Below are 14,911 nucleotides of genomic sequence, written 5' to 3' on the forward strand. Positions count from 1 at the left end.
GAGTTGCACAATGCCCCCGCGGCCGTCGCTCAAGCGCGCCCAGAAGGGGCGGGGTGACCACCCCGCTCACCCATCTGGCTGCCCCGCGTCGCCGGTCTCGACGAGCCCTGTCCGCCTGGAGGCGTCCGAGATAGTGACTGCGGGGGCGCAGCAGTCATCGGTTGCGGTCGAGGCCTCTCCGCTTGTCCACGCCGGGTGTGCAGGGCGAATCCGGGCCTTGCGGTGGTGGACGACGAGCAGGGTGAGGGCACCGAGTACGGCTCCGGCCGCGGCAAGGGCAATAAGCCCGTCGTGGGCCTGCACCCAGGTGGACGCCGCCGCGGCGAACCGGGACATGGGGTTACCAGTTGAGGAACTGCTGCCGGTCACTGCGAGGGGGTACCAGTACCAGACGAGGTAGGCGCCGGTGAGCACCAGCACGATGGCGGTGATCCTAGGGCCGAACCGGGCCAGGATTACGGTTCGTCGGGTGAGGGCGGTGCCGGCAAAGGCGGTGGCGATGGCGAGAAGCAGCAGGATCGTGGCGGACCCGGCGGCATACACCGCGAAGACCACGACCAGGCCTAGGTAGGTGGCCGTCGCCTGAGCCTGGGCGATCACCGCGAGCAGCACCCCGAAGGTGCACGACAGCGAGGCTGCGGCAAACCCGACCCCGTAGGCGACCGAGCGGCCCATCCCGTGGCCGCCGACCCTCGGGCGGACCACCCGGCCGGGTAGCCGGAGGCCCAGCGGGTGGCCGGTGAGCATGACCAGGCTGACTAGCAGGAGGACCACCCCAACAAGCAGTCCCAACGCGGGCGCTGCGTCGATGATCGCGTGGGCGCCAGCGCTGACGACCAGTCCGACGACGACCAGGGTGCCGGCGAACCCGATGGTCAACGCCAGGCCGGCGTTCAGGGCGCGGATCAGCCTCGCCTGCAGCGCGTGGGTCCGGGCGTCCCCTGCACTGAGGGTGATCCAGGCGGGCAGCAGCGCGAACCCGCACGGGTTGACCGGGGCGACCATCCCGGCGGCGAAGGCGAGGGCAAGCAGACCGGACATCAGTTGGCCAGCTTGTCCAGTTCGGTGCGGATGGTGTCGGCCGAGGGCTCCACAGCCCGGTAGGCGACCCTGCGGTCGGTGTCGACGATGATCACGGTGCTCAACGCGGTAACCCCGTAGCCAGTGAAGATGTCGCCCTCGGTGTCGCGGGCGTAGGCCAGGCTGGTGGCACTGTTGGCCCGCAGGAAGCTCTCGACGTCGTTGGCCGTCTCGTAGCCGGCGACGTCGACGACGGCGAAGTCCGCCGCAGCAGGGTCGGCGGCCTGGGCGTCGGCCAGCGCCTTGGCGGTGGGACCGCAGCCGCCGCACTCGACGGAGAAGAACAGCACGACGCTGGGCCGGGCGCCGGGCAGTTGGATGGAGCCGCCGCCGATCCTTTGGGCGGTGAAGGTCGATGCGGTGGCCCCGGCGGCGGGAGGGTTGCCACTCTCGCTGGTGCCCGTGTCCTTGGTGAGCCCGCCGCAGGCGCTGAGCAGGAGGGCGAGGGAACCGAGCGCCAGCGGCGCCACGTACCGGCGACGCCGCCGACGAGACTGGCTGGAGATCGTGGGTGAGCTGCGGGGAGAGGTCGGCATTGCTCAGCCCTCCTGTTCTTGGGTGTGGCCCGGTGTGGTGGAGTCATCGAGGCTGGGGGCTGCCGGCGAGCAGCAGTCGTCGGTGCGACCGGAACGGTTGCGACGGACCAGCCCAACGATCACGAAGAGTGCGGCCACGGCGGCCAGGCCGATGCCCCAGGAGTTGGCCAGCCAGCCGCCCAGGACGGCCAGTGCGCCGGCCGCGGCACCGGACGCGATCAGGGCGGGTCCGGCACAGCACAGGATCATCAGCAGCGCGGCGCCCCCTCCAAAGCGGAGCCCGGATCGGGAGGCACCGGTGTTGTGCTGCGGGCGTTGTGGCTGGTTGATCATCGGTGGTCGGGAGTCCTTTGTGTGGCGTTCCCGGGCGTGAGGGCTAGGGAGGGTCGCTGGTCAGTGGCAGCATCCGTCGGCACTGACCACTGCTCCAGGTGTCGCATGCGTGTCGGGCTCAGGGACTGTCGTGGTGGTCAGGGCTGCTCCGAGCTGGTAGGCGTCCGCGACGGGCACCACCTCACCGCCGGGGTGCTGCTCGAGCCAGGGCTGGGCATCCTCGGCGGAGGTGAAGTAGTGCACCTGGTTGCAGAACGACGAACGGATTGAGGTCATGGCCCCGGGGTTGACCAGCGACACCACCGCGGTGGCGGGTTCAACGGCGGTGACACCGGCCGGCTCGACGGTGACCCGTATCGGCTCGCCGCTGGTCGGTGAGGCGGACTCGATCCGGGCGGCCCGGTCGAGCAGAGTCGGGAAGATCAGGGTGTCCAGGGCGCACCAGGTATAGAGCTCCTGGCCGTCGACGTTCATCCGATGCGGCGTCGGACGCAGGGTGAGGCCCTGGCCGACGATCCGGCCCTCATCGTCGTACTCGGTGTCGGGCACTGAATCCAGGCGTCTGCGGACCTCGTCCAGAGGCAGGGCCGAGGCAAGAGCCAGGGCGGCTACGTCGACTGGGTCCCCGCTGGCGAGTAGCCGCAGAAGCGGAATCAGCACGGCGAGATCCAGGCCGGACTCCTCGGGGAGGGCGAGCCTCGCGATCACGTCACGAGTGGTCGTGTTGGTCATCATCGTCCTCGTTCTGGTTGGTGGTTTAGATGGCTACGACCTCAAGAAGCGCAGCAGGAGAGTTTGGAAATGTCGGTAGTGAACGACTGAGCCGCGATCTTTAGGCCCTCGGCCATGGTCAGGTACGGCGCCCAGGAGTGGGCGAGCCGATCGACCGTCATCCCGGCGTCGAGGATCCACACCCCGGCCGCAGCGAGCTCGCCCGCGTCATGGGCGACCGCGGTAATGCCGAGGATGCGCCCGCTGTCGCGATCGGCGACGATCTTGACGAAGCCGCGGGTGTCGCGATTGACCAGTGCCCTGGGCACGTACTTCAGGGGCAGGACTCGGCAGTCACAGCTGATCCCGGCGGCCAGCACCTGCTCCTCGGTCATCCCCACAACCCCTACCGCGGGGCTCGTGAAGGTGACCCGAGGCAGATGCGCGTAGTCCACGGACCTGGCCGCTCCGGTGAACGCGTTGTCGACCACCATCGCGCCGTGATGTGCCGCGACGTACACGAACTCGGGGTGCCCGGTAACGTCGCCCGCTGCCCAGACTCGTGGGTTGGATGAGGCGAGTTGGTCGGAGACCACGACCCTGCCATCGTCGCCGGTCTTGACCTCCACCGCGGCCAGGTTGAGTCCGTCAGTGACCGGTCGACGACCCATCGCAACGAGGATCCGAGCGGCTCGGAACTCCTGGGTGCCGCCTGCCACCGACGCCGTGGCAACGACCAGGCCCGTCCCGGCGTCGCGCTCCACCCTGGTGACCTGCGCCCGCCGGACGACCCGGATGCCCTCCTCGGCGAACACCTCCTGGAGTGCGTCGCCGACCTCGGGCTCCTCCTTCGACGCGAGCCGGGAGCGGACCAGCATGGTCACTTTCGACCCGAGTCGGGCAAACAGCTGAGCTTGTTCCATCGCTACATAGCCGCCGCCGAGCACCAACAGAGACGCCGGCACCTCAGTCAGTTCCATCGCTGTGGTACTGGTCAGATACTCGATGGCGTCGATCCCCGAGATGCGCGGGATCCAGGGTCGGGCACCGGTGGCGACCAGGTAGTGGGCGGCCTCGACCAGCTCGATCCCGCCGCCGTCAGTCACGACCGTCAGTAACGGAGCATCGGGAGTGCCGTCGAAGATTGCGTCGCCCGGCATGATCGGCCAACCGTGGGACTCGGCCACATCGACGTACTTGTCCGTGCGCAGCGATTCCACCAATTCCTGCTTGCCGCCCGTCAGTGCCGGCATGTCCACCGGTCCGGCAGTGGCGGTGATCCCCGGGTAGCGGGCAGCGTGGGCGGCCACATGGCGCGCCTCAGCGGCGGCGATCAGGGCCTTGGACGGGATGCAGCCGGTGTTCACGCAGGTGCCTCCGATCGTCGCACGCTCGACCATCAGCACGCGCTTCCCCAGACCGGTGGCGTGGATGGCGGCTGCGAATGCGGCGCCGCCCGACCCGATCACCGCCAGGTCGACCTTGAGGTGGTCCATGCTGTCCTCCGCTGCCTGTTGGGATTCCTCTCCGATGCGGTCATACTGGACGTTCCCGTATAGGGGAAGGTCAAGAGCCGCGTCGGACATCGGAGGACACGTGCGGATCGGGGAGCTGGCCGCCGCAACGGCGATGACCACGAAGGCCTTGCGGTTCTACGAGGCGCAGGGCCTGCTCATGACCGCCGACCGGACCACTAGCGGGTACCGCGACTACACCCCCGACGTGGTGGGCAGGGTCTTGTTCATCCGCCGCGGCCAGGCCGCCGGCCTCACACTGGCGCAGATCAGGCAGATCCTGGACATTCGCGACCGCGGCAATGCGCCCTGTGGGCATGTCCGCGAGCTCCTAGACGCACGCTTGGTCGACCTCGAACGACAGATCAATCAGTTGGCTGAACTTCGCACCGCCATCACCCAGCTTCGCGACCAGGCCGAGGCAATCGAGCCCGAGACATGTTCTGCTGGTCAAATCTGCCGGTACCTCTAGTTGGACCGCTTTTTTGCACCGGAGCCTCGAGCCAGCCCCATGGCTGCGGTCCTTGACGCCACAACCTGAAGTCACACGCTCACTTCCCCCCACCGCCATATGGGCCCACCTTCGGCAACGCAGTTGTCGGGACCATCGAGATTGAGCGGTGGCATCCATGGATCAGAACCCAGCCGAAACCGATTTCCGCCGACTCCAGCAATTGCGTTTGGACAGGTCAGGGCGCGCGAGTCAGTGAACGACGGGCAAGTCTCGCGCCGTCGTGACGCGTGGCTCTCGGTTCACATCCGTGGCCTCAGGGGGCTGCCCAACTGCGCCGAAAGAGCGGTTCCAACTGGTCGGCGGACCCGCCCCGCCAGTGCTCCTCACCTCGGGATTCTGGCGCCTTCGAGGCATCGGCGTACGCGGGGCTGAAGCGGTGGCCCGAGTCGGTGGCGGAGCCGAACTTGAACTGGACGCCCCACGCCGTCGCTTCGACCTGAGCCGGGCGGCCGGGGAGGGGGACCCAGTGGGTAGGCCCGCCCCGCGACCGCACCTTGGTGGCGGCGATCCGGTCTTCGGCAGGTTGGGATGGTAGGTCATCCAGAACCCGCCGTGCTCGAGGCTGTGGACCCCGCGTGGCGGTGGTTTCTGAGCTCAACTACAAGTTCGAGCTCGACCGGGGCGCCTGCCAGGCCGGTTAGGTCGAGTACCGAACGCACCAGCGCGACGGCGTCCTGCCCTTTCGGGCGATCGTCGACGTAGCGCCCGGTCTGTCCACACCCTTGGATCGAGCCCCGGAACACGAGGGGGTCGGGAGATGGCCTGGTCTCGTGCAACCTCGTTGGCGGCTACCCTTCGATCGTCGGGCCCACCGACGACGTCAGTCGTGAGTGCTGAACTCGTGAGCCGCATGGCTGGGTGGTTCGAGCTGGAAGGTGCAGTGCTCGACGTCGAAGTGGTCGGCGAGGCAGTCCATGAGGTGGTCCAGGACGCGTGCGCCGCCGCCGTCGGCGAGGGCGTCGTCGGTCACGACGACGTGCACGGACATCACCGGCAGGCCGGAGGTGAGGGTCCAGGCGTGCAGGTCGTGGGCGTCGACGACGCCGGGGGTGTTGAGGTTGTGCTGGCGCACCGCGACGATGTCGACGTTGCGCGGGGTGGCCTCGAGGAGGACGTCGACGGCCTCGCGGAGCAGGGTCCAGGTCCGCGGGAGGATCATCAGCGCGACGGCGACCGATGCGATGACGTCGGCGCGCAACCACCCGGTCAGCGCGATGATCCCGGCGGCGACGATGACGGCGACCGAGCCGAGCAGGTCGCCGAGGACCTCGAGGTAGGCGCCCTTGACGTTGAGGCTCTCGCGGGCACCGGCACGCAGGACGAGCAAGCCGATGATGTTCGCGACCAGGCCGATGGTCGCGAACGCGAGCATCAGCCCGCCCTCGACCTCGGGTGGGTTCCTCCAGCGCTGCCACGCCTCGATGAGGATGAACACGGCGACACCGAAGAGCAACACCGCGTTCACCACGGCGGCGAGGATCTCGAGCCGGTAGTACCCGAAGGTGCGGTGCGGGGTTGCCGGTCGGGACGCAAACGTGACCGCGAGGACGGCGAGCAGGATCCCGGCGACGTCGGTGAACATGTGTCCGGCGTCGGCCAGCAGCGCCAGTGACCCGTTCACGGCGGAACCGACGAGCTCGGCGACCAGCACCGTCGCCGTGATACCGAGGACGATGAGTAGCTTCTTGCGGTGCAACCCGCCGGCGCTGATCGAGGGTCCGTGGCTGTGCCCGTGGTCGCTCACGAGGTCCATCCCGGAGTACGCGTCGAGATCAGGGAGGCTCCGCCGTCGTCGCTCTGTTCGTCCCTCTGCTGAGTCGAGCAGCGTGAACCGGGCCGGTGTGGGAGGCGCGACGGCTGCGAGCCGTTCATGTCGTGACCGAGGTGCGTGACCCAGACAGAACGGGATCCGGCGCCGGCCCGGGCAGGGCGTCCAATCCATGGGTGCGGCCGGCGCGAACTCCGTTGGCGATGACGACGACCTCAGCCAACTCGTGAACCAGCACGACGGCGGCGAGTCCGAGAACCCCGAACAGGGCGAGGGGCATCAGGACGGTGATGAGGGCCAGGGACAGCCCGACGTTCTGCAGCATGATCCGCCGTGAGCGCCGGGCGTGCGCGAAGGCCTGGGGCAGGTGTCGCAGGTCCTCGCCCATGAGGGCGACGTCGGCGGTCTCGATCGCGACGTCAGCGCCCATCGCGCCCATCGCGATCCCCAGGTCCGCGGTCGCCAGCGCCGGTGCGTCGTTGACGCCGTCGCCGACCATTGCGGTCGGGCGCAATCCGCCGAGTCCGCGCACGACTTCGGCTTTGTCTTCGGGGCGAAGCTCGGCGTGCACGGTGTCGATGCCGGCCGTGCGTGCGAGCGCGGTGGCGGTGGCGTGGTTGTCGCCGGTGAGCATGGCGACGGCGTAGCCGTCGCGGTGCAGTGTCGCGATGACGTCGGCGGCCTCCGGGCGCAGCTCGTCCCGCACGGCGATGGCCCCGAGCAGCTGGCCGTTCCGCTCGACGAGGGCGACGCTGGCACCTGCGCGCTGCATCCGGTCGACGGCTTCCGCGAGGTCCCCTGCGTCGATCCAGCCGGGCCGACCGAGGCGCAGGCTCGCGCCGCCGCGGGTTCCGGACAGGCCGGCACCGGGAACGGCTTCGACGTGATCGGCAGGCTGGACGGTGCCGGCCGCAGCCAGGATCGCGCGGGCGAGCGGGTGCTCACTGCGTGACTCCAGGGCGGCTGCGGCATCGAGGACCTGCTCACCGCTGGTGCCGTTGGTGGTGGCGACCTCGATGACCGCGGGGTGGTTGCGGGTCAGCGTCCCGGTCTTGTCCAGGGCGACCGACCGGATGACGCCGAGGGTCTCGAGGGCGGCGCCGCCCTTGATCAGGACACCCATCTTGCTGGCCGCGCCGATCGCGGCGATGACGGTGACGGGGACGGAGATGGCCAGCGCGCACGGGGACGCCGCCACGAGGACGACCAGGGCGCGCTGGATCCACAGCCCGGGTTCGCCGGCGATCGTGCCGGCGACCGCGATGACTGCAGCCGCGATCATGACGCCGGGCACGAGCGGTCGGGCGATGCGGTCTGCGAGCCGTTGGTTCGCTCCCTTGCGGGACTGCTCGGCTTCGACGATACGGACGATGCGGGCCAGCGAGTTGTCCCCGGCGGTGGTGGTGACGGTCACGGTCAGCGCACCGTTTCCGTTGATCGAGCCGGCGAACACCTCGTCACCCGGTCCGGCCGCGACGGGGACCGACTCCCCGGTGATGGCTGAGACGTCCAGTGCGGTGCGTCCTACCTCGATGACACCGTCGGTGGCGAGGCGCTCGCCGGGCTTGACCAGCATCCGATCCCCTGGATGCAGGTCACTGGGTGCGACGGCGATCTCGTGGCCGTCGCGCAGCACGGTGGCCTGATCCGGGACCAGTGAGAGCAGGGACCGCAGACCGCGCCGGGTCCGGACCAGGGAGTACTCCTCGAGCCCTTCACTGATGGAGAACAGGAACGCCAGCATGGCGGCCTCGCCGACCTCGCCGAGGATGACAGCGCCCACCGCCGCGATCGTCATGAGCGTGCCGACGCCGATCTGCCCCTTCCTCAGGCGGCGCAGGGTTCCGGGGACGAAGGTGTAGGCGCCGACCAGCAGCGCCACGGCCTCAAGGCCGCGAACGAGATTCGGCGAAGCTCCAGCGAGCGTCGCGATCCACGAGGCAAGGAGGAAGATCCCAGAGACGGCAGCGAACCGGATCTCGCTGACCTCCCACAGTCGCTCCGGCTCGCGCTCCGTCGAGTCGTCGCTCCCGGCCGAACGCGGTTCAGTCCCGCACCCGCACGCGTCGCTCATGACCGTGCCTTGGTCTCGAACGCACGTGCCCCGTACACGGGGCACAGGACGACGGCGTCACCCGTGCTCGCGAGCAGCCCCTCCGCTGCCGCCAGGACCGCGAGCACGTCCGGCTCATGGGTCACGGCGAACACGGACGCTCGCCCCACCGGGCGGGACCGGACCAAGCCGCAGTCGAGCAGACAGCGCAGATGGGCCGACACCGTGGACTGCGCCAGCCCGAGATGCTCGGTCAGCTCGACGACCCGGTGCTCTCCGAGCAGCAGGTGGCTCAGGATCGCGAGGCGTGATGGGTCGCCGAGGCTGCGAAACAGACTCGCGGCGGCCTGCAACGCCGCCGCATCAGGCACCACCGGCTTCTCCCCCGACGCCCGGTCGGTGCTGGTGGACTTCGCTTTCATCGCCATCCATAGATGATAACGCCTAGCGGCTTGTGGTCGCCTGCGACGCCGGCGCGCGCGCGTTTCTCCAGACGGTTTGCACAGCCCCCGGACCGAACTCGACGTGACCTGATCGAGACGCCCAGTCGCGACTACACCTCCCGTCCGGGGTCACCCACCGGTCGCCGGGTGTGAGTGCGTTGCGACGTGACATCGGGTGATCAAGGCCACAGCGGTCGGGTTGCATTCGCTGGTCGGGCGCTGGTTAGGTAACCCTAATAAGTAAGGGTGACCTAACTTCAATGGGAGACGGCATGTTCGCGAACTACCTCATCGGGCTCAGGGAAGGCCTCGAGGCCTCGCTCATTGTGGGAATCCTTGTCGCCTACGTCGTGAAAGCGGGTCAGCGCTCGCGTCTCGGCGCGGTCTGGGCTGGTACCGGCATCGCGATCGCGCTGTCGCTTGCGTTCGGTGCCGTGCTGACTGTGACCTCGAGTTCGCTGTCAGAGGAAGCCGAGCACGGTTTCGCCGGCACGATGTCGATCATCGCGGTCACACTCGTGACCTGGATGGTGTTCTGGATGCGGCGGACCGCCCGCGACATGCGCGGCGACATGCACGGCCGGCTCGACAAGGCGATGCTCTCCGGCGGGTTCGCGCTAGGCCTCGTGGCCTTGGTCGCGGTGCTGCGCGAGGGTCTGGAGACCGCTCTGTTCCTGTGGGCGTCGACCTCCGCGTCCGAGGGCACGGCGGCCGCCCTCGGCGGGGCACTGCTCGGCATCGCCACAGCGATCGCGATCGGCTGGGCCGTCTATCGCGGCGCCATGCGCCTGAACCTGGCCACCTTCTTCACCTGGACCGGGGCCCTGCTGATCGTGGTCGCCGCCGGAGTCCTTGCCTACGGCGTGCGCGACCTGCAGGAGGCCGGCTGGCTGCCCGGCGGGGCGAACTACGCCTTCGACGTCAGCGCGACGATCGACGAAGACGGCCCGCTCGGCACGATCCTCGGCGGCTTCTTTCACTTCGACCCGATCACCACATGGCTGCAGCTCACGGTGTGGGTGTCCTACCTCGTCATCACTCTGGCGATCTACCTGCGCCCACAGCGCCCGACCGTTCCTGCCGAGGTCGCCGCCCCGCAGTCCGAACTGGTCTGATCGCCGGAGCATCGGTCCGCGAGGAGGCATCAGTCGAGGCCAGGCCTCGAACGAGGGGAACCTGACGGATTCCGGGAACGGCGAAGTGCCCCATCGAGCGGATTGGAGCGGTCGCGGGAATTGGTCGCAATCGTTGCCCCACCACACCTGAACGACCGGCACGCTCGGCAACCGGGGTTGGAGGACAATCCTCGAAGAGTCTAGGAATCCCAAGGGGTTCCTAGACTCGGGCCGTCGGGACGGAGTCGCACTGCCGGCACATGACGCCGGACATCGGTCCCAAGATTCGCGAACGCCGTCACCGTGTTCTGTTCTGTCGCGTTGGCGAGGGAGCCTCCATCCCTCGCGTCCGTCTCCACGGTTCGGCCATGTGTGTCGTCGGTACCCTCACGTCCTCGCCATCGCGCAATGCGCGGTGCGCCGCGTCTTCAGCACTCTTCTTGCACGCTCTGCCAGTCCGTGTGGGGTGGCCCAGCGGCCTGCTTGAGGCAGACCGACTGCGCCCGAAACAGACGAGATCGCGACGGCGACCCTCGTGTCGCTCCGCTGGAATGCACACCTCCCGGTGAGGCCGCCGCGCAATACGGTGGCACAGGTCGGAAGGCATGATCATGGAACGCGAGGAACTGGCCGGGTTGCCAGCACTGTTGGACGTCCCTGACGCGGCCCGCGTGCTCGGCATTGGCCGATCTCTGGCCTATGAACTCGTCCGTCGAGGGGAGTGGCCCACCGCCGTTCTCCGGTTCGGCAGGTTGATCAAGATCCCGAGTGGTCCGCTCCTCCGGCTCGTCGAGAGCGGGCCGGACGCGCCGGCCACGCAGACCACCAAGGGATCGCGCGTGCCAGGGTGAGACCGCCTGGCCCAGCGGAGTGTCCTACTTGCTTCAAGCCTTGACGCGCCGGAGCGCGGCGAGGGCAGTCTCGTCGGCGGTCGGCAGGGTGTGGACGTACTTGCTCGTGGTGGCGATCGACGTGTGTCCGAGTCGGTCGCGGACGACCTGAAGGTCGGCGCCACCAGCGAGGAGCCAGGACGCGTGGGAGTGGCGGAGGTCGTGCAGCCGTGGCCTCGGGTCGAGCCCTGCCTCGGTGCAGGCGGGTCGCCAGACGCGCCGGGTGAACCAGTCGCGGGGCAGGTGTCCGTCGGTGTCGACCGCCCGGCTTCCACGCGGTTCGTCCCTGCCTTCGGCGCGACGCTGCGCCCGATAGCTGGCGAAGGCGGCCTTGCAGTGCGCGCAGCGACACTTACCGGCGGTGTAGGCGGACAGTGTGCCGTGCCGGTAGGTGCGGCCAGCGGCGTTCGGCTCGGTGAGCCCGAGCTCGGCGGCGTCCACCAGCAGTGGACGTGACGGCGCCTCGAGGCTGAGGTGCTCGAGCTGGAATAGCAGGTCGTCCGCTCGGAGGCCGTGCGCCTTCGTGTGCCGCTGGATCTCGGCCACGAGTGCTTGGTCGAGCTTGAGTCGGCGTGAGTGCTTGGTCTTGGGGTAGGGCTTGACGAGGAACCGCTCACCGGTCGGGTGGAACTTCGGGCTCAGTTCGACGACCGAGCGCGTCACGGTCAGGATCCCGGTCACCGGGTGGATGTCGCGGACGCGCAGCTCGGTGAGCTCACCCCAGCGCAGCCCGGACCCGATGGCGACCTCGACAATCAGCCGCGACGCGTCGTTGGGCAGGGCGTCGTAGAGGCGGGCGTACTCCTCCGGGGTCAGGATCCGGTACTCCTTCACCGGCACAGTGGGGGACTTCACCCCGCGGCAAGGGTGGATCGCGATCACGAAGTCATTGAGCGCAGTTGTGAAGATGGCCGAGAGCACGATCTTCACGTGCCTAATGCTCGCCGGGCTCACCCCGCTGGCATCCATCTCGGTCACCCACTGACGCACGTGGGCGGGCAGGATGTCGCGCATCCGCATCGGCCCGAACCACGGCACGATGTGCCGGTCCAGGACATACCGGTAGCTCTGCCGGGTCGAGGGCTCGAGCACATGGTGGGGGAACCAGCGCTCGTTCACGTAATCCTCGAACCTCAGCTTCCCGGCCGACGCGTCGTCCGGGCGACCTGCCGCCAACCGGGCCTCGGCCCTCTGCCAGGCCAGGTTCGCCTCCTTGCGCGTCGCGAACGTGCCAGCCTGCCGCACCTGCCCCCGGGCATCCCGATAGACGGCGGCGTAGCGGACACCGCCCTTCGTGTCCTTGCGCTTGCGGGTGAACCCCATGCGAGCCCCTCCGGTCGTGGTTCACATGCCATCAATTTGCCATCAAGACCTGATGGCAAGAGCCGATACTGGCTACCACGAGTCAAGTCAGATAGTCACGAAAAGCGTTGGTACTCAGGCATTATCCGGCACGGACGAGATCGAATCAAGAGGGGATTCCGGCGCTCATAACCCAGAGGTCGCAGGTTCAAATCCTGCCCCCGCTACCACACGCCAGGAGCCCGGTCCGTCAGGACCGGGCTCCTGGCGTTCGCGCTGCGGGGGCATGGTGTGGGCGGCGTCGCGCTTCGACGGAGCCTGCCCCCGCTGCAGAGATTCCGGACCACCGCGGACGTGGCCCCCGACCACCGGTGGGGGTCACGTCGCTTCTCCTCACACGTCGGGTCGCGGCCTGCTGCCCGGACCAGGTCCATCTGCTGAGGCCGCGCCATGGCGGCTGTCGTGGGTCAGACGGCCCGGACCGGGTGGTAGTCGCACCGCCACATCGACGCGCGGACGAGTTGCTCGAGGTCAGCCACCGGCGGTGCTGCGGCGACCCCGTCCTCGATCGCACGCCGGGCGACCGCGGTCGCTACGACGGCGGAGACCTCGCGGAGGTCGGAGACGCGGGGGAGCAACGAGGCGCCCGGATGCGAGGCCTCGGACAGGCCGGCCACTGCGGCGGCCGCGGCGTACAGCATGCCGTCCGTGATGCGCCTGGCGCGGACCACGATCGCGCCGAGACCCAGGCCGGGGAACACCAGCGCGTTGTTCACCTGGGCGATCTCGTGCTCCACACCGCCATAGCTCACGGGCGGGAACGGGCTCCCGGTGGCCACCAGGGCGCGTCCGTCCGTCCACTCGATGAGCTCGCCCGGGAACGCCTCGGACAGGCTGGTGGGGTTGGACATGGGCATGATCACGGGGCGCTCGACGTGGGCGGCCATCTCCCGGACGACCGTCTCGGTGAACGCCTGAGGCCGTCCGGAGGTGCCGATCAGGATGGTCGGCCTCACGCGCCTGACCACCTCGTCCAGGCTGACTCCGCCCAGCTCGACGTCGACGTCCCACGCCTCGACCTCGTGCGCCGGGCGTGCGTACGGCGCCTGGAAGTCGCGCAGATCCGCCCGGTCGTCGGTGAGGAGCCCGTGCCTGCCGACGCACCAGAACTGTCGCGCGGCATCGCTCGGTGGCACCCCCATGGAGACCATCGCGTCCCGCAGCTGGTCGGCGATCCCGATCCCTGCGGTGCCGGATCCGTAGACGACCACCCGGTGCTCGCCGAGAGGCAGGTCGAGCTGCGAAGTGGCGGACAGCACCGCGGCGAGAGCGACCGCACCCGTGCCCTGCATGTCGTCGTTGAACGTCAGCGTCGTGGAACGGTAGCGGTCCAGGATCCGCCGTGCGTTGCTCGTGCCGAAGTCCTCCCAGTGCAGGATCGCCGAGGGGAACAGACGGGTCGCGGCCTGCACGTAGCGATCGATGAACGCGTCGTAGGTGTCGGCGTCCACGCGGGGATGGCGCAGACCCAGATAGAGCGGGTCGTCGAGCAGCGTCTGGCGGTCGGTGCCGACGTCGAGCATCACTGCCAGGGTCCGGGCCGGATTGATGCCGGCCGCCGCGGTGTAGACGTTCAGCTTGCCCACCGCGATGTCGATGCCGCCGACGCCCCAGTCGCCGATCCCCAGGATGCCCTGCGCGTCCGTGGCGACGATGAGGTCCACCTCGTCGGCCGAGCGGCCCGACGCCGCCAGGGCGGTCTCGATGCCGTCGGGATCGTCCACCGAGAGGTACACGCCGCGGGGGCGTCGGTACTCGTGGCTGTAGCGCTGGATCGCGTCGCCCACCGTCGGCGTATACACGATGGGCAGCATTTCCGGGAGATGCCGGCCCAGGACGCGGAAGAACAGCACCTCGTTCCGGTCGTGCAGCGCCGTGAGGAACACGTGCTTCGCCAAGTCGTTCGGCTGCTCCAGGTAGCGGAGGTACGCGCGGGTCGCCTGCTGCTCGAGCGTGAGCTGGCGCGGCGGCAGGAGGCCCACGAGGCCCAGGTCGCGGCGCTCCTCGTCGGTGAACGCGGTGCCCTTGTTCAGCCGTGGCTCCGTCAGGACCGACCTGCCGCGGAGCGAGGTCTCCCAGATGCCGAGGGTCTCGTCGTACACGGTCTCGGCGTGGTGTGGGGCGGCGGTCTGGATGCTCATGTGCGCCTTCGCTGGTCGGTCATCGCGGGTGTCCTCGACGTGGCTTGGTCCGTCGTGGGGTGGGAGCGGCTCGGCACGACGAGGACCGCCGGTTGGCGCGACGGCTGCTGCACCGTCATCTGCATGTGCGTGCTCCGACCCGCCGGGAGGCGTCCGCGGCGGTGATGGGAGCGGGTCGTAGGTGCCGGTTCGCTCGTCCGCCGCGGTCGTGCCGGCTTCGTCACCGTACCCCCCGGGGGGTATGGCGTGTCGCGCTCGTCGGGTGTGGGGAACGAGACACCCATGGACCTCTCCTATGGCGGCCCGGTCACCGGCACGTCGAGGTCGTGAGGGGTGCCCACCCCCGTGGTCAGCACGGCCGAGCGGCTGGCCAGGCGCTCGCCGTGCCCGATCTGCCTGCGCACCCTGGGGACACCGACTACCTGGCCTCAGCCGGCCGTCGTGGGCGCGA

General features: G+C 69.1%; 13 protein-coding genes. 3 read left to right on the plus strand and 10 right to left on the minus strand.

Translation table 11 applies throughout. The annotated features are described in order from the left end of the window. Positions 1 to 66: 66 nt before the first annotated feature. From GC157_16280 to merA, 5 genes are all read right to left on the minus strand, one after another. Positions 67 to 1,041 (minus strand): cytochrome c biogenesis protein CcdA, encoded by a 975-nt coding sequence (locus GC157_16280; GenBank protein MBI1379017.1) that lies wholly within the window; start codon positions 1,039 to 1,041, stop codon positions 67 to 69. Continuing rightward, positions 1,041 to 1,616, minus strand: coding sequence for a redoxin domain-containing protein (locus GC157_16285; GenBank protein ID MBI1379018.1), 576 nt, complete (start codon positions 1,614 to 1,616; stop codon positions 1,041 to 1,043). Before GC157_16285 ends, GC157_16280 begins: the two co-directional genes overlap by 1 nt. A 3-nt stretch (positions 1,617 to 1,619) precedes the next feature. Beyond that, positions 1,620 to 1,865: a hypothetical protein gene (locus GC157_16290; GenBank protein MBI1379019.1), complete on the minus strand. Its 246-nt coding sequence runs from the start codon at positions 1,863 to 1,865 to the stop codon at positions 1,620 to 1,622. 144 nt (positions 1,866 to 2,009) lie between these two features. After that, positions 2,010 to 2,681 carry an organomercurial lyase MerB gene (merB, locus tag GC157_16295; GenBank protein MBI1379020.1) on the minus strand — a complete coding sequence of 224 codons (672 nt, stop codon included), beginning with the start codon at positions 2,679 to 2,681 and terminating at the stop codon, positions 2,010 to 2,012. Positions 2,682 to 2,722: 41 nt separating this feature from the next. Then, entirely contained in the window at positions 2,723 to 4,156 is a 1,434-nt protein-coding gene (merA, locus tag GC157_16300; GenBank protein ID MBI1379021.1) for a mercury(II) reductase, read from the minus strand. Positions 4,157 to 4,256: 100 nt separating this feature from the next. On the opposite strand from merA, the gene GC157_16305 reads away from it, so the two are divergent. Beyond that, positions 4,257 to 4,646, plus strand: coding sequence for a MerR family DNA-binding protein (locus GC157_16305; GenBank protein MBI1379022.1), 390 nt, complete (start codon positions 4,257 to 4,259; stop codon positions 4,644 to 4,646). An 862-nt stretch (positions 4,647 to 5,508) separates the two neighbouring features. Here GC157_16305 and GC157_16310 read toward each other — a convergent pair. The 3 genes from GC157_16310 to GC157_16320 form a co-directional block, all read right to left on the minus strand. After that, positions 5,509 to 6,441 carry a cation diffusion facilitator family transporter gene (locus GC157_16310; GenBank protein MBI1379023.1) on the minus strand — a complete coding sequence of 311 codons (933 nt, stop codon included), beginning with the start codon at positions 6,439 to 6,441 and terminating at the stop codon, positions 5,509 to 5,511. Positions 6,442 to 6,556: 115 nt separating this feature from the next. After that, a complete protein-coding gene (cadA, locus tag GC157_16315) occupies positions 6,557 to 8,530 on the minus strand; it encodes a cadmium-translocating P-type ATPase (GenBank protein ID MBI1379024.1) in 1,974 nt (657 codons plus the stop codon). Beyond that, positions 8,527 to 8,931 (minus strand): metalloregulator ArsR/SmtB family transcription factor, encoded by a 405-nt coding sequence (locus tag GC157_16320; GenBank protein ID MBI1379025.1) that lies wholly within the window; start codon positions 8,929 to 8,931, stop codon positions 8,527 to 8,529. Before GC157_16320 ends, cadA begins: the two co-directional genes overlap by 4 nt. Before the next feature lie 293 nt (positions 8,932 to 9,224). On the opposite strand from GC157_16320, the gene GC157_16325 reads away from it, so the two are divergent. Continuing rightward, on the plus strand, positions 9,225 to 10,067 hold the full coding sequence (locus tag GC157_16325; GenBank protein MBI1379026.1) for an iron transporter: 843 nt from the start codon (positions 9,225 to 9,227) through the stop codon (positions 10,065 to 10,067). Positions 10,068 to 10,672: 605 nt separating this feature from the next. Continuing rightward, a complete protein-coding gene (locus GC157_16330; protein ID MBI1379027.1) occupies positions 10,673 to 10,918 on the plus strand; it encodes a helix-turn-helix domain-containing protein in 246 nt (81 codons plus the stop codon). A gap of 33 nt (positions 10,919 to 10,951) precedes the next feature. Here GC157_16330 and GC157_16335 read toward each other — a convergent pair whose 3' ends face one another. Both GC157_16335 and maeA read right to left on the minus strand, forming a co-directional pair. After that, positions 10,952 to 12,280: a tyrosine-type recombinase/integrase gene (locus GC157_16335; protein MBI1379028.1), complete on the minus strand. Its 1,329-nt coding sequence runs from the start codon at positions 12,278 to 12,280 to the stop codon at positions 10,952 to 10,954. Between the two features lie 446 nt (positions 12,281 to 12,726). Then, positions 12,727 to 14,460, minus strand: a complete 1,734-nt coding sequence (gene maeA, locus GC157_16340; protein MBI1379029.1) for an oxaloacetate-decarboxylating malate dehydrogenase — start codon at positions 14,458 to 14,460, stop codon at positions 12,727 to 12,729. Positions 14,461 to 14,911 lie beyond the last annotated feature (451 nt).

The organism is Frankiales bacterium, from assembly GCA_016125335.1.
Classification (GTDB): domain Bacteria; phylum Actinomycetota; class Actinomycetes; order S36-B12; family CAIYMF01; genus Longivirga.